This window comes from Nitrosospira sp. Nsp2 (assembly GCF_003050965.1).
In the GTDB taxonomy this organism is placed as follows: domain Bacteria; phylum Pseudomonadota; class Gammaproteobacteria; order Burkholderiales; family Nitrosomonadaceae; genus Nitrosospira.
This window is the reverse complement of the sequence record NZ_QAOU01000004.1, coordinates 155,070-171,644: the sequence shown is the minus strand read 5'-3', so window position 1 is coordinate 171,644 and position 16,575 is coordinate 155,070. Positions and strand designations below refer to the sequence as shown.

At 55.1% G+C, this 16,575-nt stretch carries 17 protein-coding genes; 2 read left to right on the top strand and 15 right to left on the bottom strand.

Annotated elements, in window-relative coordinates; translation table 11 throughout:
* Window positions 1-46 precede the first annotated feature (46 nt).
* From glmU to C8R31_RS10610, 10 genes are all read right to left on the bottom strand, one after another.
* Entirely contained in the window at window positions 47-1,420 is a 1,374-nt protein-coding gene (gene glmU / locus C8R31_RS10660; protein ID WP_219907513.1) for a bifunctional UDP-N-acetylglucosamine diphosphorylase/glucosamine-1-phosphate N-acetyltransferase GlmU, read from the bottom strand.
* 291 nt (window positions 1,421-1,711) lie between these two features.
* Window positions 1,712-2,131 (bottom strand): F0F1 ATP synthase subunit epsilon, encoded by a 420-nt coding sequence (locus C8R31_RS10650; RefSeq protein ID WP_107694046.1) that lies wholly within the window; start codon window positions 2,129-2,131, stop codon window positions 1,712-1,714.
* Window positions 2,132-2,189: 58 nt separating this feature from the next.
* Window positions 2,190-3,569, bottom strand: coding sequence for a F0F1 ATP synthase subunit beta (gene atpD / locus C8R31_RS10645; protein WP_107694045.1), 1,380 nt, complete (start codon window positions 3,567-3,569; stop codon window positions 2,190-2,192).
* Window positions 3,570-3,599: 30 nt separating this feature from the next.
* Window positions 3,600-4,481 carry a F0F1 ATP synthase subunit gamma gene (gene atpG / locus C8R31_RS10640; RefSeq protein WP_107694044.1) on the bottom strand — a complete coding sequence of 294 codons (882 nt, stop codon included), beginning with the start codon at window positions 4,479-4,481 and terminating at the stop codon, window positions 3,600-3,602.
* 3 nt (window positions 4,482-4,484) lie between these two features.
* A complete protein-coding gene (gene atpA / locus C8R31_RS10635; RefSeq protein WP_107694043.1) occupies window positions 4,485-6,026 on the bottom strand; it encodes a F0F1 ATP synthase subunit alpha in 1,542 nt (513 codons plus the stop codon).
* A gap of 11 nt (window positions 6,027-6,037) precedes the next feature.
* Window positions 6,038-6,574, bottom strand: coding sequence for a F0F1 ATP synthase subunit delta (locus tag C8R31_RS10630; RefSeq protein WP_107694042.1), 537 nt, complete (start codon window positions 6,572-6,574; stop codon window positions 6,038-6,040).
* Between the two features lie 3 nt (window positions 6,575-6,577).
* Window positions 6,578-7,048, bottom strand: a complete 471-nt coding sequence (locus C8R31_RS10625; RefSeq protein ID WP_107694041.1) for a F0F1 ATP synthase subunit B — start codon at window positions 7,046-7,048, stop codon at window positions 6,578-6,580.
* 36 nt (window positions 7,049-7,084) lie between these two features.
* Complete coding sequence (atpE, locus tag C8R31_RS10620; protein ID WP_091136282.1) at window positions 7,085-7,357, bottom strand: F0F1 ATP synthase subunit C; 273 nt, start codon at window positions 7,355-7,357, stop codon at window positions 7,085-7,087.
* 55 nt (window positions 7,358-7,412) lie between these two features.
* Window positions 7,413-8,219, bottom strand: a complete 807-nt coding sequence (atpB, locus tag C8R31_RS10615) for a F0F1 ATP synthase subunit A (protein WP_107694040.1) — start codon at window positions 8,217-8,219, stop codon at window positions 7,413-7,415.
* Window positions 8,220-8,227: 8 nt separating this feature from the next.
* Complete coding sequence (locus tag C8R31_RS10610) at window positions 8,228-8,626, bottom strand: ATP synthase subunit I (RefSeq protein ID WP_107694039.1); 399 nt, start codon at window positions 8,624-8,626, stop codon at window positions 8,228-8,230.
* Window positions 8,627-9,222: 596 nt separating this feature from the next.
* Here C8R31_RS10610 and C8R31_RS10600 point away from each other — a divergent pair.
* Window positions 9,223-10,254: a PEP-CTERM sorting domain-containing protein gene (locus C8R31_RS10600; protein ID WP_107694037.1), complete on the top strand. Its 1,032-nt coding sequence runs from the start codon at window positions 9,223-9,225 to the stop codon at window positions 10,252-10,254.
* Here C8R31_RS10600 and C8R31_RS10595 read toward each other — a convergent pair.
* The 4 genes from C8R31_RS10595 to cysC form a co-directional block, all read right to left on the bottom strand.
* Window positions 10,185-10,697, bottom strand: coding sequence for a DUF3565 domain-containing protein (locus C8R31_RS10595; protein ID WP_107694036.1), 513 nt, complete (start codon window positions 10,695-10,697; stop codon window positions 10,185-10,187). The two genes, C8R31_RS10600 and C8R31_RS10595, sit on opposite strands and share 70 nt — an antisense overlap.
* Window positions 10,698-10,732: 35 nt before the next feature.
* Window positions 10,733-11,692: a polysaccharide deacetylase family protein gene (locus C8R31_RS10590; protein WP_107694035.1), complete on the bottom strand. Its 960-nt coding sequence runs from the start codon at window positions 11,690-11,692 to the stop codon at window positions 10,733-10,735.
* A 139-nt stretch (window positions 11,693-11,831) separates the two neighbouring features.
* Window positions 11,832-13,172, bottom strand: coding sequence for a putative O-glycosylation ligase, exosortase A system-associated (locus C8R31_RS10585; RefSeq protein ID WP_107694034.1), 1,341 nt, complete (start codon window positions 13,170-13,172; stop codon window positions 11,832-11,834).
* A 165-nt stretch (window positions 13,173-13,337) separates the two neighbouring features.
* Window positions 13,338-13,961: an adenylyl-sulfate kinase gene (gene cysC, locus C8R31_RS10580; protein ID WP_107694033.1), complete on the bottom strand. Its 624-nt coding sequence runs from the start codon at window positions 13,959-13,961 to the stop codon at window positions 13,338-13,340.
* Between the two features lie 497 nt (window positions 13,962-14,458).
* Here cysC and C8R31_RS10570 point away from each other — a divergent pair, with 497 nt between their 5' ends.
* Entirely contained in the window at window positions 14,459-15,445 is a 987-nt protein-coding gene (locus tag C8R31_RS10570) for a sulfotransferase family protein (RefSeq protein ID WP_107694031.1), read from the top strand.
* A gap of 53 nt (window positions 15,446-15,498) precedes the next feature.
* Here C8R31_RS10570 and C8R31_RS10565 read toward each other — a convergent pair whose 3' ends face one another.
* Entirely contained in the window at window positions 15,499-16,440 is a 942-nt protein-coding gene (locus C8R31_RS10565; RefSeq protein WP_107694030.1) for a glycosyltransferase, read from the bottom strand.
* Window positions 16,441-16,575 lie beyond the last annotated feature (135 nt).

The window sequence follows — 16,575 nt, the reverse complement described above, 5'->3', positions numbered from 1 at the left end:
AGGAGTACAAAGATGGTTAAAAGGCTGTCCGCCCTGCGCTGCATTTCTAGCTTTTCGGTTTTTTCACAGGGCGCTTCCATCCCTCAATGCTCATTTGCTTCGCGCGCGACAGGGTAAGGGTCTCGGGCGGCGTATCCCGGGTGATGGTCGAGCCGGCGCCAATGGTAGAGCCTTGCGTGACCTTGACCGGCGCGACCAGTTGAGTATCTGAACCGACAAAAACATTGTCTTCGATGATGGTCTGATGCTTATTCGCGCCATCATAGTTGCAGGTGATGGTTCCCGCGCCGATATTTACGCGCCTGCCAATCACCGCATCGCCAATGTAACTCAGATGGTTGGCCTTGCTGCCGGCTGCAATGGCGCTATTCTTGACTTCAACGAAGTTGCCGATGTGAACCTCGTCGTCAAGCCGGGTTCCGGGTCGAATGCGGGCATAGGGACCGATACGGCAGTCCTTGCCGATTTCAGCGGCTTCGATCAGACTGAAGGGAGCGATCGCGGACCCGGCTTCGACCGTGGCGTCTTTCAGTATTGTGTAAGCGCCCACTCTCACGCGGTCGCCCAGCTGCACATCACCCTCGAAGATACAGCCGACGTCTATCGTTACGTCCCTGCCGCACGAAAGTTGACCGCGAATATCGATGCGAGACGGATCGGCCAAGGTCACACCCTGCTCCAGTAATTTCCTCGCGTACTCCCCCTGGTAGATGCGCTCAAGATCGGCAAGTTGCGCTTTGCTGTTGACGCCGGTGGTTTCCCAATCATGCGCCGGCTGCGTTGCCTCTATCGTTATGCCATCTCTTACCGCCATTGCGACCACATCGGTAAGGTAATACTCTTTCTGAGCGTTATTGTTTTCCAGCTTATGCAGCCAGCCGGGCAAGTACCGGTTTGGAATTACCATGATGCCGGTGTTTATCTCACGGATTTTACGCTGGGATTCAGTCGCATCTTTTTCCTCGACAATGGCGATTACCGCGCCCCTGTCGTTCCGCACAATTCGCCCGTAGCCGGAAGGGTTGGTGAGCTCCACCGTTAGCAGCGCGAAAGTTTCTCCCGCTGCCGTCGAAATGAGTTTTTTCAGGGTTTCAATGCTGGTGAGCGGGACGTCCCCATATAACACAAGGGTCGCCCCCTCCTCGTCGAGATGTGGCAGCGCCTGCATTAACGCATGCCCGGTCCCCAATTGCGGTTCCTGCCGCACGCATATCAGACCTTCACCGTCAACTGCTTTCGGCACAGCTTCCCCACCATGACCGTACACCACGCATATTTGCTGGGGAGATAAAGCCCGCGCCGCACCGAGCACATGCGCAAGGAGAGGTTTACCTGCCAGCGGATGCAGCACCTTAGGCAGCGCCGAATGCATGCGCTTGCCAAGTCCGGCAGCAAGAATAACGATATTCAGTTTGGACACATCAATGAGGGCTAATTAGAGATTCGTGACCGCGGCGTTCTTTTGTCGCAGGCGCGCCTGCGGCGCGCTAATTGCCGGAAGAAGCAAGAGCATTGACAGCTTCAAACCAGCGGCTTGGATAACGATAATTTATCACATCGCGGACCACGAAGCCAAGGCGACAGCATGTTGGGCGTTCGCGAAGGAGACACAGCTGCAAGTATTCCATCTACGATGCGAGACGCCATTCAGCGATCAGGGCATAGCAATAAAAAAGGGCGGTCGAGGCCGCCCTTTACCGAACGCGGATAGTTAATGTCCGCGTTTGCGCAGTTTTTGAATCGCCGCCAGCTGCGCGATCGCTTCGGCCAGCTCCGCCTGAGCCCGCGCGTAGTCCATGGCGGAAGATCGGTCTTTCATGGCTTCCTCCGCCCGTTTCTTGGCTTCGCTCGCTTTTGCTTCATCCAGATTGGCTCCGCGCACAGCAGTATCGGCCAGAATTGTCACTACATCCGGTTGAATTTCGAGCATGCCGCCGGAAACATAAATCAGTTCCTCTTCTTTCAACGGCGCTTTGATACGCACAGACCCCGGCTTGATACGTGTCAACATGGGCGTGTGCTGCGGGTAGATGCCCACTTCGCCGCCCTCGGCGGGCGCGACCAGAAATTCAGCCGGTCCGGAGTAAATCGACTCCTCCGCACTGACGATATCAACGTGAAACACGCCCATTTTAGTTCCCATTCATCATTATCGCCGGCTTGCTGTTACTCAAGCCGGATGATCTTGTCTATTGTAACGTCTTGGCTTTTTCGACCGCTTCGTCTATGCCGCCAACCATATAAAATGCCTGTTCCGGCAAGTGATCGTATTCTCCGGCAACGATGCCCTTGAAACCCTTGATCGTCTCTTTAAGCGAAACGTATTTACCCGGCGCGCCGGTAAACACTTCGGCGACGTTAAACGGCTGCGACAAGAAGCGCTGAATCTTGCGCGCCCGCGCAACCGCAAGCTTATCTTCAGGAGAAAGTTCATCCATGCCCAGAATGGCAATAATATCGCGCAATTCCTTATAGCGCTGAAGCGTTTGCTGCACTGCGCGTGCGGTCGAGTAATGTTCCTCGCCGACCACAAGAGGATCAAGCTGACGGGAAGTCGAATCGAGCGGGTCGACGGCGGGATAGATCCCGAGCGAAGCGATATCTCGCGACAGCACCACCGTTGCATCCAGGTGGCCAAACGTGGTCGCAGGCGAAGGATCGGTCAAATCGTCCGCGGGCACATAAACCGCCTGAATGGACGTAATGGAGCCGGACTTGGTTGAAGTGATGCGCTCCTGCAGGCGTCCCATCTCCTCCGCCAATGTCGGCTGATAACCCACCGCGGATGGCATCCGACCGAGCAAGGCGGAGACTTCGGTACCCGCCAGGGTGAAACGGTAGATATTATCGACAAAAAGCAGCACGTCGCGGCCTTCGTCGCGGAAAAACTCGGCCATGGTCAGACCAGTCAATGCCACCCGCAACCGGTTCCCAGGGGGTTCGTTCATCTGCCCGTAAACCAGCGCCACCTTGTCCAGCACGTTCGATTCTTTCATTTCATGATAGAAGTCGTTGCCTTCCCGGGTCCGCTCGCCCACTCCGGCAAATACCGAGAATCCACTGTGCTCGATAGCGATGTTGCGGATCAATTCCATCATGTTGACGGTCTTACCCACGCCAGCCCCGCCGAATAATCCGACCTTGCCGCCCTTGGCGAAGGGGCAAACGAGATCGATGACCTTGATACCCGTTTCCAGCAGTTCAGTGGATGCGGAAAGCTCGTCAAATGCCGGCGCCTTGCGGTGGATCGACATTGTCTTTTCGGCACCCACCGGTCCCATCTCATCGATTGGCCTGCCAAGCACATCCATGATCCGGCCCAAGGTCTTGGTGCCTACAGGAACCTGAATCTGGTTGCCGGTATTCGTGACCATCATGCCGCGACGCAGGCCGTCTGAAGACCCAAGCGCAATTGTTCGCACTATGCCATCTCCCAATTGCTGCTGCACTTCGAGCGTCAGTTCGGTTCCCTCAAGCACGAGCGCGTCATACACCTTGGGCATTTCCTGGCGCGAAAACTCGACGTCCACCACGGCGCCAATACACTGGACAATTTTTCCCTCGTTCATGTTGTTCCTTAAAGTACTGAATCAAAATATTTAAACCGCTGCCGCGCCGCCAACGATCTCAGACAATTCCTTGGTAATGGCAGCCTGGCGGGATTTGTTGTAAATAAGCGTCAATTCATTGATGACGTTTCCGGCATTATCCGAGGCGGCCTTCATCGCCACCATTCTCGCCGATTGTTCCGACGCCATATTTTCAGTCAGGGCCTGGTATATAAGCGCCTCCACATACCGCACCATGATGTCGTCTATCACCGGCTTTGCTTCAGGCTCGTAAATGTAATCCCACAGGCCGCGCTGGCCGGTCGGGCCGTCACTCGTTTTCAGCCGCTCGTCGGAGAGCGGGAGCAACTGCTCCATCACGGGCTCCTGCTTCATCGTGTTGATAAAGCGGGTATAGAACATGTACACGCGATCGAACCGATCCTGAGTGTAACCATCCAGTATGACTTTCACCGCTCCTATCAGTTTCTCAAGGTCGGGCGTATCGCCCAGGCCTATCACGTGCGAAATGACATTGGCGCCAAAGCGATTCATGAAACCGAAGCCCTTGTTTCCAATGCAACACGCTTCGATCTGCTCGCCCTCTGCTTCCCACGCCTTCATTTTACTGACAGCCATGCGCAGCACATTTGTGTTAAGCCCGCCGCAGAGACCCTTGTCCGATGTAACAACGACAATGCCGATCCGTTTCACTGTATCGCGGGCGATCAGAAACGGATGGCGGTACTCAGTGTAGGCCCGGCTCATGTGTGCAGCCACGTTGCGTATCTTGTCGCCATAGGGACGCGCTTTTTTCATGCGATCCTGCGCTTTGCGCATTTTCGATGCCGCCACCATTTCCATGGCGCGCGTGATCTTTTGCGTATTTTTTACGCTTTTGATCTTGTTCCGTACTTCCCTGCTGCCGGCCATCGGTTAGTACGTTCCGTTCTTTTTGAAGTCCTGTATCGCGGCGTCAAGTTCCTTTTCGGTCGCCGCGTCGAGATCCTTCGTGGTTTCGATCTTATCGATGATCGCGGGGTACTTACTGCGAATGTAGCCTTTGAGCGCGGACTCGAATGCCAGCGCGCGCTTTACTTCCACATCGTCCAGATACCCCTTGTTGACAGCAAACAGCGTGATCGCCATTTCAGAAACGCTCAAAGTGGCATATTGCGGCTGTTTCATCAATTCCGTCACCATCTTGCCGCGTTCCAGCTGCCTGCGGGTCGCTTCGTCGAGATCAGAGGCAAACTGCGCGAACGCCGCGAGTTCGCGATATTGAGCTAACGCGAGACGAACACCGCCGCCCAGCTTCTTGATAACCTTTGTCTGTGCTGCGCCACCCACACGTGATACCGAAACACCGGCGTTGATGGCGGGGCGAATGCCGGCGTTGAACAAGTCGGTTTCCAGAAAAATCTGGCCATCGGTAATGGAAATGACATTGGTGGGCACGAACGCCGTAACGTCGCCAGCTTGTGTTTCAATTATCGGTAGAGCCGTAAGCGAACCCGTCTTGCCCTTTACTTCTCCATTTGTCGCTTTCTCCACATAAGCCGCGCTAACCCGTGCGGCACGTTCCAGTAGACGCGAATGAAGATAGAATACGTCGCCCGGATACGCTTCCCGTCCGGGCGGACGGCGCAGCAACAGCGAAATCTGGCGATAGGCCCACGCCTGCTTGGTCAGGTCATCATAAATGATGAGGGCGTCGCGGCCGGAATCGCGAAAGTACTCTCCCATGGTACAGCCGGAATAAGGCGCAATAAATTGCATGGCCGCCGATTCAGAGGCGGTGGCAGCCACGACGATCGTATATTCCATCGCCCCGTGCTCTTCGAGCTTGCGCACCACATTGTTGATGGACGACGCCTTCTGTCCGATCGCAACGTAGATGCACGTCATGTTCTCGCCCTTCTGGTTGATGATCGCGTCTATCGCCACGGCCGTTTTGCCGGTCTGACGGTCACCAATAATCAGTTCACGCTGCCCCCTCCCGACTGGAACCATGGAATCAATGGATTTCAAGCCGGTCTGCACCGGTTGGTTCACCGATTGACGCCAGATCACACCCGGCGCAATTTTTTCGATGGGTTCAGACCGCGAGGTATTTATCGGGCCCTTGCCGTCGATCGGCTGCCCCAGGGCGTTTACCACGCGGCCTATCAATTCCTCACCCACCGGCACTTCTAGAATGCGCCCCGTGCACTTGACGGTATCACCCTCGGTGATGTGCTCATATTCCCCCAGAATAACCGCGCCGACGGAATCACGCTCAAGGTTAAGCGCCAGGCCGAATGTATTGCCGGGAAACTCAAGCATCTCGCCCTGCATCACGTCGGAAAGACCATGAACCCGAACGATACCGTCGGTGACCGACACGATGGTTCCCTGGGTGCGGACTTCAGCGGCAGTCTCAAGCCCCGCGATTCTGCTTTTAATCAGTTCACTGATTTCGGATGGATTTAAATGCATTTCAATAACTCCTAGCTTTTTAGTGCAACAGCCATGGCTTCCAGTTTGCCCCGCACGGAGGCATCGAGCACTTCGTCCCCGATTTCAACTTTTACCCCGCCTATCAGTTCGGGGTCGACGCTAACCTTGGCCTCTATTTTGCGCTTGAATTTTTTTTCGAGATGAGCCACGAGATCACCCAACTGGGCATCGTTCATGGGAAACGCAGAAAGGATTTGGGCGCCCAGCACGCCTTCGTGCTGTGTCTTCAGCTGCTCGAACATTTCGCTTACTTCGGGCAAGATTTCGACCCGCCCGTTTTCAGCCAGCAGTAAAATGAAATTGCGCCCTTCATCGTTGAGCCTGTCCCCGCAAATGCCGAGGAGCAGCTCGCCCAACCGTCTGGGTGGTACCTTCGGATTACCGATAAGCGTGCGAATTCGCTCATCCGCGACTATTGCAGAAGTGAGTTGCAGCATATCCGACCAAGCGGCAAGCTCATCCTTGGCCTTCCCCAGTCTAAAAACAGCTTCGGCATAGGGCCGGGCGATCGTGCGAGTTTCAGCCATCGCTTACAGCTCTGCCTTGATGGAAGCAAGCAGATCCGCGTGGGCGTTTGCATCCACTTCCCGCCGTAGAATTTTTGAGGCACCGGCCACCGCCAGCTCTGCCACCTGCTGCCGTAAGCTTTCCCTGGCGCGGAACACCTCCTGTTCGACCTCCGCCTTGGCGCCGACGAGGATACGATCACCCTCGTCTTTCGCGGACGATTTCGCTTCCTCGACAATCTCGGCGGCGCGCTTTTCCGCCTGGGCAATGATATCGGCTGCCCGCTGCTTCGCGTCCCTCACCAGATCTGCGGATCGATGACTTGCCAACTCCAGGTCGTGCTTGCCGCGCTCGCCTGCCGCCAGCCCATCGGCAATCGTTTTCTGCCGGGTTTCTATCGCGCGTAGCAAAGGCGGCCATACGAACTTGACCGTGAACCAGATAAAGACGGCGAACGCCATTGCCTGGGAAAAAAGCGTAAAGTTAATATTCATCGCTAGCCTTTGATGAGGTACCGGGTGCTTAAACTATTACTTGATGACCGCCAGCAAGGGATTGCCGAACGCGAAAAGCATTGCCAAGCCGACACCGATAATGAACGAGGCGTCGATCAGCCCGAGCAAGAGGAACACTTTGCCTTGCAGTGTCGGAATCATTTCCGGCTGACGCGCGGCGCCTTCCAGGAAGCTGCTGCACATGATACCGATACCAATACAGGCGCCCGCTGCGCCAAGGCCGATCATCAGACCGATACCAATGCCCGTGTAGGCCTGAATCATCGCCAAGTATTGCAAATTCTCCATCTCGTTTTCCTCTCGTCGTGGTAGTAAATAGTAAACTGGTAAGCAGTAGCGTGAATCAGTGCGATTCGTGCGCCATGGAAAGATAAACCACCGTCAGCATCATGAAAATAAACGCCTGCAATGTGACGATCAAAATGTGGAAGATAGCCCAGCCCGCACCAAGCAGCGTGCCAAAGATCGTTCCAGCCAGGCCAGTGGCGGCCCACATGCCGATAAGCAGAAATATGATTTCCCCGGCGTATATGTTTCCGTAGAGACGCAGGGAATGGGAAAGAGGCTTGGATACGTATTCGACCAGGTTGAACAGGATATTGACCGGCCACAATAGGGGGTTTTTGCCGAAGGGCGTGCAGACGAGCTCATGTGTCCAGCCGCCCAGCCCTTTGACCTTGACGTTGAAGAAAATCATCAGCAGCCATACCGAAAGCGCCAGCGCGAAGGTGGTATTTATGTCAGTGGTCGGTACGCTGCGCCAGTTGTGAAGCCCCAGCAACTCATATACCTTGGCCATGATATCGATGGGCAACAAGTCCATCGTATTCATCATCAGAACCCAAACAAACACTGTCAGCGCCGCGGGTGCGACAAAAGCATGGCGATCTCCATGGAACGTGCTTTTGACCTGCTCGTCGATGAACTCGACTGCCAGTTCGACAAATGCCTGACGTTTGCCCGGAACTCCGGAGGTCGCGCCGCGCACCACCCACCACAGAAAACCAAAACTCATAATGCCGAGCAATACCGACATTACCAGCGTATCAACGTGCAGCGTCCAGAATGCGCCATCGCCCAACGAACTGGTCAGGTTGGTCAAGTGGTGCGACATGTACGAGGTCGGAGTGAGTTCGGTGCCTGATGCCATCTGTTTACCTATTCAAACTGTTTAATTCCCGCAGCCTTCTGGTCATCCGTTACAAACAAAGCCATGCCAAAAATTAAAACGGTAAGCGCGAATGTTCCGATAAACCCTACCGCGACCACATCCTTGTACAGGGTCAGGACAAGCCAAAGCAGGATCACCATGACGAGAATCTTGACCGCCTCGGCTTTCAATGCAGTGATTAAGACCCCGCCCGCAGTGGCGCCCTGGTAGCGCGAAACGATCGCGGAAAAAGCCGCAGCCGAAATAATACTCACTACCCCGCCCAGCAACGCGGAAGCCGCGCCATGAAAGCCCCACAATAAACCAAGCGCCAGCACCATCGCCGTCGTGATAATCAGTTGCCAACGCATGACGATGCGTACGGGCTTGTTTCGTATCCAGGGCATTTATTGGCTTCTGTCGGAAAGCGTCAGTCGAAAAGCAACTGCTTAGCGTGACATTGGGCTCGCAGACGTGCGTTTGTCTGTTCTTGGAAGACCTGGTTTTCGTTCCTCAGCCGGTGCCGCGTTCGGTTCTTCTTTCATGCCTCACTGAATCATTAAATCCGGCGCGGCCATTTTAAAACAGGCGGATTCTAATCTGCCTGAGCACATCAGTCAATGAAAAGTCGCCGCCGTGCCCCGGGAACGCCGCTAATTCGCGTAATATCAGCCGGGGATTTAACAGGATCAGATGTAGCCGGCAGCGGCCGTCGGCGATGCTCGTTACGTTGAAATAGCGCCGCCTGAATTTGCCGTCTGTTTGCCGTCTGTTTGCAGCCTTCGGCAAACGCCTACCCTGCAAAAACATTCGCCAGCAGGAAAGATAGAAAACGATCCCCACTGCTTGCCAGTCCCTTAAATTGGTTCAGGCCCAAGTTTGAATACTCAGGTCGTGATTTTTCTATACTGTCCCTATCAGCAAGCCTCCTGCCAGTCGGTGCCACTCAGCTTTACGATAGCACTGCGCGACTCTAACGCAGTTGGATTTGAACAGGAATTGAATGAAAAGCGCTCCATTTTTGATCCGGCCGACCGTGCTTGTTGTGCTTCTTGCCGGGCTCGGTTTGAGTCCGCAGACACGCGCCGACCCCCTGGAGGTACTGTGGTATACCTACGCTGCTGCCGGTTCCGAGTATCGTCAAAAGATTTCACAACTATCCCGCATGGTCCATACCCTTCCTCAAAGCGACGGGTCGGGATGGAACCTGACGTACTGGCACGCCGGGGACCCTGCGCCGGACTTTACCGCGTTTGACGTCCTGGTTATCGAAAGCGGCGAAGCCTTCCTTACCGGTCCGCCCGATGGGCCACCCGCCAGGCCCGACTTCAGCGGCATTCTCGACAATAAAACAGCCCTAGAAGCGGCGCGTGGCGGCCGAGCCTTCATCACCACTTCAGATGCTGATTTTCATGCCATCCGTGGAGACGCGGGGAGCGTTCCGGTTGACCCGGACGCCCCCAACCGCGGTGGCAGATGCGTGCCCGCGATAACCGCGCCCGAGTGCTGGGATGGAGCCCTCGGTCATGCGGTGAATGCAATAAACTGGGCGGGAAACGGCAACGGGCTGGGAATTGTCTCGTTTCTGGATGGGGAGTTCGAGGGCTCCTTCTGGTGGACCCATCCGGACTCGTTCCTGCGCGACGAACTCGATGGATATATCGATTATGCCGGGTCCGAGCAAAACCCGATCATTAACTCCTGTCAGGCGCTCCACCCTCTCAATGCCGGGCTGACATCCGCGGGGCTCTCGAACTGGACCAATTCATTCCATGCAACTTTTCTTCCCATACATGGTTACGCACCCGTTGTCAGCTCAAGTTTAAGGCCGGGCTCTGCCGTTGCGATTGCCAAGTCAGATGCGTGGCTGGATCCCTGGAACAGCGTAACGTTGCTCGGCGTGGTTGGGGAAGAGGAAGACGATGAATGCGCTAGCCCTCAGGCAACGAGCAGACAAAATGAGCTTCAAACTGGCGAGGCGGGCGATGTCGGCGAAGCCGCTGACACAGGCGCGCCTTCATCGGGAGCTCGATAAAACTCAACGAAGAACCGAACCGGGCCAAGAGGTTCCACGCTGTGCAGTACCTCTGGTATGACAATCCCGCCATTGTCGGGCGACAATTCCACATCGACGCCCAACGGGCCTACCCGATAGCGGAGCCTTCCCTCTTCCACCACGATCTTCCCCCACACCCCCGTTTTGGTTGAGTGGTCCTTTCTCAAGCCGAGTGGAAGCGATTCTTCGGTAAAGACAGAGGTCCGCTTGTAAGGAACAAAGTTGCCCGGCAGCTCGAATTTATCGCAACGTATGCAGTTGAGCATCTGCCCGATCATGCCGTTACGGCCTTCCTCCGATGTAACCCATGGACGATTGATGAATGGCGGGTTATGACGCACGTGCTGCGGGTGCCCGCAGTTGAGAATCGCGATTGGCTCGCCTTCGCTATCATGTCCAAACGCTATAATCGGTCTTTCCATAGAATTACCCCATCAGTTGCAATTGGTCGGAACCCCTAGGCCGTTTCCACGGCCGTGAGCATATTTTGCGCCATTCGCAGGGTGAAGCGCAGTTCGCTCCGGTCCCACGGCGTAAACCGCGGCAACTGGTATACGTCGCTGCCCGGCGTCGCCGTGCCGTGAGCAGTCGAAACCGCCGCGTCAAAACCCAAGTGTTTCACCATTTCCGGATGCTGACGCATGTAATCGCGCTCCGGCTTCCCGTTTGGGTAAGCGAAAATCCGCACCGGACTTCGGATGATGCCTTCCAGCATTTCCTTCCCATTCGCTATTTCCGCACTGGCGACGCTGTCTTCCGTACGCGCCAGGATGGGGTGATTCACTGTATGTCCGCCGATTTCCATCCCGGACGCATGCAGCGCCCTGAGCTGATTTGACGTCATCATGAGATTGTCTGGTGGAACTGCCGGGATAAGCGCGCACATTTCATCCACTTTCACCTGCCGCGATTCCATCGGCAAATACTTCAGTTTGTCTATGAGATTGGCGATGGCCTCGCGGCGTTGAGGAATGCTCCCAATCTCGAATCGTCCAAGATCAATTTCACTCAGATCGAGGGACTCTCCAGGCGCGCGACGCACAAGCTCTATGACTGTGTCGTTCCACATCCGCCCGCCGTCAAGGAAGCCTGCCGCTACAAAAAAAGTGGCGGATAAGCCGTGCCTTTGCAGAATCGGCAAGGCGACCTCCGCATTGTCCGCATACCCGTCGTCAAATGTAATGCAGGCCGCACGGGGAGGCAGTTTTCCCCGATTAAGGCCGCGCACCGCATCCGAGAGCGGAATGACGTTGAAGCATGTGGCAAGCTGCCTCAACTGCGCATCGAAACGCCGGGCATCGCATTCGTCTGGAAACAACGGGTCCGGTTGAACCGCCACGCGATGATAGATCAGTATGGACAGGCGGCCCTGCGAACCGCCGCGGGACAGGAGCTGCAATAGCGAACGGGTCAGCAACAAAGCCTCCGTGTGCGCGTGCTCATGGGCTGAATGGCTCGTTCCAGGCAGGGCTCATGCGGCGGTATACAAGCCGCGATGAGCCATCGCCGTCGGGGCGCGAACAAGCCTGGGCAAATCCCTCCGGACAGTCATGCCGCTAGCCCGAGTCCCGTGCTACGGGCTGGGATTGCGAAGGGCTCAGCTGCCCAAACTGACCCGCAGAACCCGGGCCTTTATTATCGACGACCGAAGTAGCCTGTTTCTTCAGTTCCTTTTCAACCAGGACTCGGGTGATTACCATCGCCGCCATGAGGTAGTAAGGCACATCGAAATACAGCAGGCTTAGAAAGGTGCCGCCAACAGCAAAACCGATCAGGCTCACCTGGATCATTCTCGCCAGTGCGAACGCCCAATGGAGCTCTTTTCGCTTGGCAGTGTTGCGAATAATCCACGTCCCGGTTCTCCAGGTTAGCCATCCCAATAACAGGTAAAGCCCGAGGCCAACAAAGCCATGCTCTCCCAGCGCCTGGAAGTAGATGCTGTGGGCCGCATGCAAATCTTCGGGATTTGGGGCGTACATATAAAACAGGTCTTCGGTAATGATTTCAAACCCGCCACCGACGAACGGCCGCTCTTTAGCCAGGTTGTACGCCATCCACCAGGCGTTGAAACGGCCTTGAACCGACTGATCCTCCTCATACGTGTTGATCGAATCCATTCTTGTCGACCATTCCTCGGGCATGAACGCGACGGCGGGCAACATAGCAACAATCACGAGCAGCGCGATGCGGAGCTTGTTCTGACTCTTGAGCCAGAGGAATCCACCCATCGCCACAATCGCAAGCAGGGCGCCGCGAGAGTACGATCCCAACGCAGCAATGGCGCATAGCACTATGGCAACCGTGAGTGCGAACCGCACTCGTTTATCGGTGTAGACCATCTGCAGATAATGCAAAAGCGGAATAGTCATGATCAGCGCGAGCGCGATCTCATTGTTGCCTTCGATGAATGTGCTGTTGGGTCCCCAGACCATATCCGTTCCCCCGGTAACGATCGTGAAGATTCCACCCTTGACACCGTAGTATCCGACGGATCCCACTATTACGAGGATCAGGAGATGGACCTGTTCCTTGGTTTTTACCAGCATGAGTGTCACGAAAGTCATGAGCATGATTTTCATGACCTTGTTCCACTGGACCAACGACTCTTCCGGCATCAGCGCCGCCGCCGTGGTAACGTTCATCCACAGCACGAAAGCGATAAGCGCCCAGGTCACCGAAGTAAGGGGCAGGTTTTTCGGATCCCTCGTTAAAAGAAGGCTGATTATCGTCGCACCGCCAATAATGGCGGCAAACGGGAAGGTGGTCGCGAATCCCCAACCTTGAGTGTGCGGATTCATGACGCTGATCCAAACCCACATCATCACGCCCACGTATGGCTTCTTGAAGATGCGAGGCAACAAGGCGAAAACGATAATGGTAACGAGAATGTCTCTCATGCTTCGCTCTAGCTTAGCTCCTTAGAACCGTGTAGTGCATTAGTGGGTAAAAGCAACGTCGATTGCCCGGCCACGAGCCGGAAATTATATTAGTCTTCACTCAAAACCATATCGCCATTTTTACCCTTGACCCCATGCCCGAAGCGAGCACGTAAGAGGATGTTTCTATCCATCGCTGTTCTGCACTCCGCTGAAGATATTGCGCTGCCGCAGATAGCCGATCACCCGCTCCACGCAGTCCTCGATCGGCCACTCGCCGGTTAGAATCGACAACTCGGGATTGAGCGGCGCTTCGTAAGGCGAGGAAATTCCGGTAAATTCCTTTACCTCTCCTGCCCTGGCGCGTTTGTAAAGACCCTTCACATCGCGTTGCTCGCACACGTCCAGGCTTGCATCACAAAAGATTTCGATAAAGTCGCCATGAGGAAAAATGCTTCGCGCGCGCTGACGGTCGATGTGAAAGGGGGAGATGAACGCCGTCATCGCAATCACGCCAGATTCAACCAGCAATTTCGCAGCCTCGCCGATGCGGCGGATATTTTCCGACCGATCCTGGACGGAAAAACCAAGATCGGAACACAGGCCCTGGCGGACATTGTCGCCATCCAACACGAAGGTGCGGCAGTTCATGTGATAGAGCCTGTCTTCCACCGCGTGCGCCAACGTGGACTTACCCGAACCTGAAAACCCGGTAAACCATAGCACTACTGAGCGATGCGTATTCAATCGCTCCCGATGCGTACGCGTTATGGTGGCGCGATGCCACACTGTATTGTTGCCGCCGTTCATGTTCTGCCAAAAGCCATACTTTCCTCTATGCAACTAACGGATCGAAAGACGCAAAGTTCGATCTATCGATTGATCGTCCTTTTTAAAATCAAAGGTGGAGATGGTTACACTGTTAAAATTGTTCATCGAAAATGGGTAGTGCTGCACGGAGCGGAGCGAAATTTTAGCACGAAGGGTGGAAATGCAAGTTTGTTCCAGGCGGGCCCTGCTGCGACCGGTAAAATGCATTATGGCAGCAGGACAGAACTGGCACAATTGGACTATTGGGCAACATGCGGGATATAAGCCGATACGTCCCGTTACTGACGAGCCGGCATATTCTCGCTATAAGATACCTGGAGTCGCCAGTGGTGATCCGGGGATGGGTGAATAAAGTTGAGCACGCTCTTTCGCGCCGCGCCTAAATGTTTTGAGCAATCCGGCCGTTCTGCCTGAAACAGACCCGTTGCCGGGTGGCCGGGCTATACGGAACAGAGTAAAAAATACGTGGAGAGTTGGTGAAGGACAATAATGCACTGATCATTCTGGGCATGCACCGAAGTGGAACTTCGCTATTGACAGGTTTGCTCAGCCAGGTGGGCGTAAAAATGGGACGAAGCCTGTATGCGCCACAGCAGGGGGTCAACGAAAAAGGGTTTTGGGAACATGAGGACATCGTCGACGCCCATGATGAGTTATTGCTAAACCTGAACTCCCAATGGGATGACCTGTTGCCCCTGGCCGATACCCTGGGCGAGAAATGGTGGGAAACAGATCTTGTCAAACCGTTTTCCAACCGGCTGATCGGTCTGGTGGAGCGGGACTTCAAGGATGCGCCTGTCTGGGCGCTCAAGGACCCGCGCATGTGCCGCTTGCTGCCGGCGTGGCTCCCCATTTTTGCGACTCGGCAGATCAAGGCCACTTTCATCTGCATGAACAGAAACCCGTTTGAAGTGGCAGGGTCGCTTCAGAAACGGGATCACTTTTCCAGGGAAAAAGCGCTGGTGCTTTGGCTGATCCATTCCTTGACGGCGGAGCGTCATTCGCGTGGGCTGCCAAGAGTATTCATCGATTTCGACCAGGTTGTAACATACCCAGTCGGGGTGTTATCAAAGATAGCGCAGGAAGCCAGCCTCGTTTTTCCGGTCCCGGTGGGTGAAGCAAAGAAAAAAATCGAGGAGTTCGTATCTCCTGGTCTTCGCCACCACAAAGCCGATACGCTGGAACCTCCGCAGGAAGGGCTGCCGTTGATGGCTTACGATCTGCACCGAATATTCAGCGACGCGGCTGCCGGGCAAGAGATTCCATACTCAGCGGTTGACCGCATCGCTGCCGATTTTGCCGCCTACCAGAAAAACTGGAGCGTTGAATTGGTGGAGCAGATCCGCTACCTCAATCAAGAGCGGGCCGATTACCGGATCAAGTTTTTCCGGATTTATAAATCGTGGAGCTGGCTAATGATTAAACCGGTCTGGCTGATCGAAAAAATGCTACGCAGATATTGAATATCCCATCCGTTCGACATTCGCGCCTTGTCATGCCCCTGTCGTGCCCTTGGTCACCACTTCGGCCTCCATCCCAGCAGCGCTGCAGGAATAAACGCAAGGCTTTTCCAGTTGAGCGGATAGCGTGACCAGGCTTTGAGAAAAGCGCGGTTAGCGGTCTTCAGGTTCCCGGCGGAGAGGTTGTGAAGGCCGTATTCCGAATGATAGCGCGCAATATTCTCGTTGAATTGGCGCTTGGTGATGCAGCGGCCATCGCGACTGCAAAGTCCCCACTTCGCTGCCGCTTTTGCCAGCAACTCGGTGCGATAGTCTATGCTTCTGGGTACGCGGTTTCCCTGGCGGGGATGCTGGCGATAAAGGGTGAGTGGCCTTTTCAACTTGATGAAAGGGTATTCGCGCGAAAACCGCAACCATAGGTCCCAGTCTTCGCTGTAAGGCAGGGACTCGTCGTAGACGCCGCACTTGTCGAACACTTCCGCGCGGATTAACGCCGCGCTGGTCAAAACCCAGCAATCAAGCAGAAGCTGGTGATATATCCACCCTGAGAATTGTTCATCGGTGCCGTCAGGAAACGAGGCTTGGTCAAAGCTGTTGTGATGCGGGAAGACTCCGTCTTCGCCGGGATGCCACCAGATGAACGAGCTGTAAACCAGGCCGACTTCCGGGTGCCGATGCATCTGCTCCAACTGTAACGCAAGTTTATTTGGAAACCAGTAGTCATCATGATCCATGAGGCAGATGTACTGACCCGTGGCCTCGCGTATCCCATAGTTTCGCGCCGCGCATACGCCTGCGTTTTTCTGGGTAAGCAGCCGGACTGGCGTCCCATACGACAAAACGATATCACGGGTGCGGTCAGTCGATCCGTCATCCACAACAATGAGTTCAAGGTCGCCGAACGTCTGGTCGAGAACGCTGCCGATTGTCTCGGCAATATAAGCCTCACAGTTGTAGGAAGGGATGATGACTGAGATAGCGGGTTTGGGGTCAGCCATGCTAAAAGGCTTCTTTTCTCGAAAGGTGAAGGTCGAAATCACTATATACTCAACACTGAATCAGTCACAAGTCAACGTTATAATCACGTTCCCTCCGTTCCCCGCGGAACACGCGCGGCTAAGTAACTACATGGG

Bases quoted from the DNA above. Each gene is read 5' to 3' on its own strand.
- C8R31_RS10650 (WP_107694046.1), bottom strand. From the start codon at position 2,131: ATGGGCGTGTTTCACGTTGATATCGTCAGTGCGGAGGAGTCGATTTAC.
- atpD (WP_107694045.1), bottom strand. From the start codon at position 3,569: ATGAACGAGGGAAAAATTGTCCAGTGTATTGGCGCCGTGGTGGACGTC.
- atpG (WP_107694044.1), bottom strand. From the start codon at position 4,481: ATGGCCGGCAGCAGGGAAGTACGGAACAAGATCAAAAGCGTAAAAAAT.
- atpA (WP_107694043.1), bottom strand. From the start codon at position 6,026: ATGCATTTAAATCCATCCGAAATCAGTGAACTGATTAAAAGCAGAATC.
- C8R31_RS10630 (WP_107694042.1), bottom strand. From the start codon at position 6,574: ATGGCTGAAACTCGCACGATCGCCCGGCCCTATGCCGAAGCTGTTTTT.
- C8R31_RS10625 (WP_107694041.1), bottom strand. From the start codon at position 7,048: ATGAATATTAACTTTACGCTTTTTTCCCAGGCAATGGCGTTCGCCGTC.
- atpE (WP_091136282.1), bottom strand. From the start codon at position 7,357: ATGGAGAATTTGCAATACTTGGCGATGATTCAGGCCTACACGGGCATT.
- atpB (WP_107694040.1), bottom strand. From the start codon at position 8,219: ATGGCATCAGGCACCGAACTCACTCCGACCTCGTACATGTCGCACCAC.
- C8R31_RS10610 (WP_107694039.1), bottom strand. From the start codon at position 8,626: ATGCCCTGGATACGAAACAAGCCCGTACGCATCGTCATGCGTTGGCAA.
- C8R31_RS10600 (WP_107694037.1), top strand. From the start codon at position 9,223: ATGAAAAGCGCTCCATTTTTGATCCGGCCGACCGTGCTTGTTGTGCTT.
- C8R31_RS10595 (WP_107694036.1), bottom strand. From the start codon at position 10,697: ATGGAAAGACCGATTATAGCGTTTGGACATGATAGCGAAGGCGAGCCA.
- C8R31_RS10585 (WP_107694034.1), bottom strand. From the start codon at position 13,172: ATGAGAGACATTCTCGTTACCATTATCGTTTTCGCCTTGTTGCCTCGC.
- cysC (WP_107694033.1), bottom strand. From the start codon at position 13,961: ATGAACGGCGGCAACAATACAGTGTGGCATCGCGCCACCATAACGCGT.
- C8R31_RS10565 (WP_107694030.1), bottom strand. From the start codon at position 16,440: ATGGCTGACCCCAAACCCGCTATCTCAGTCATCATCCCTTCCTACAAC.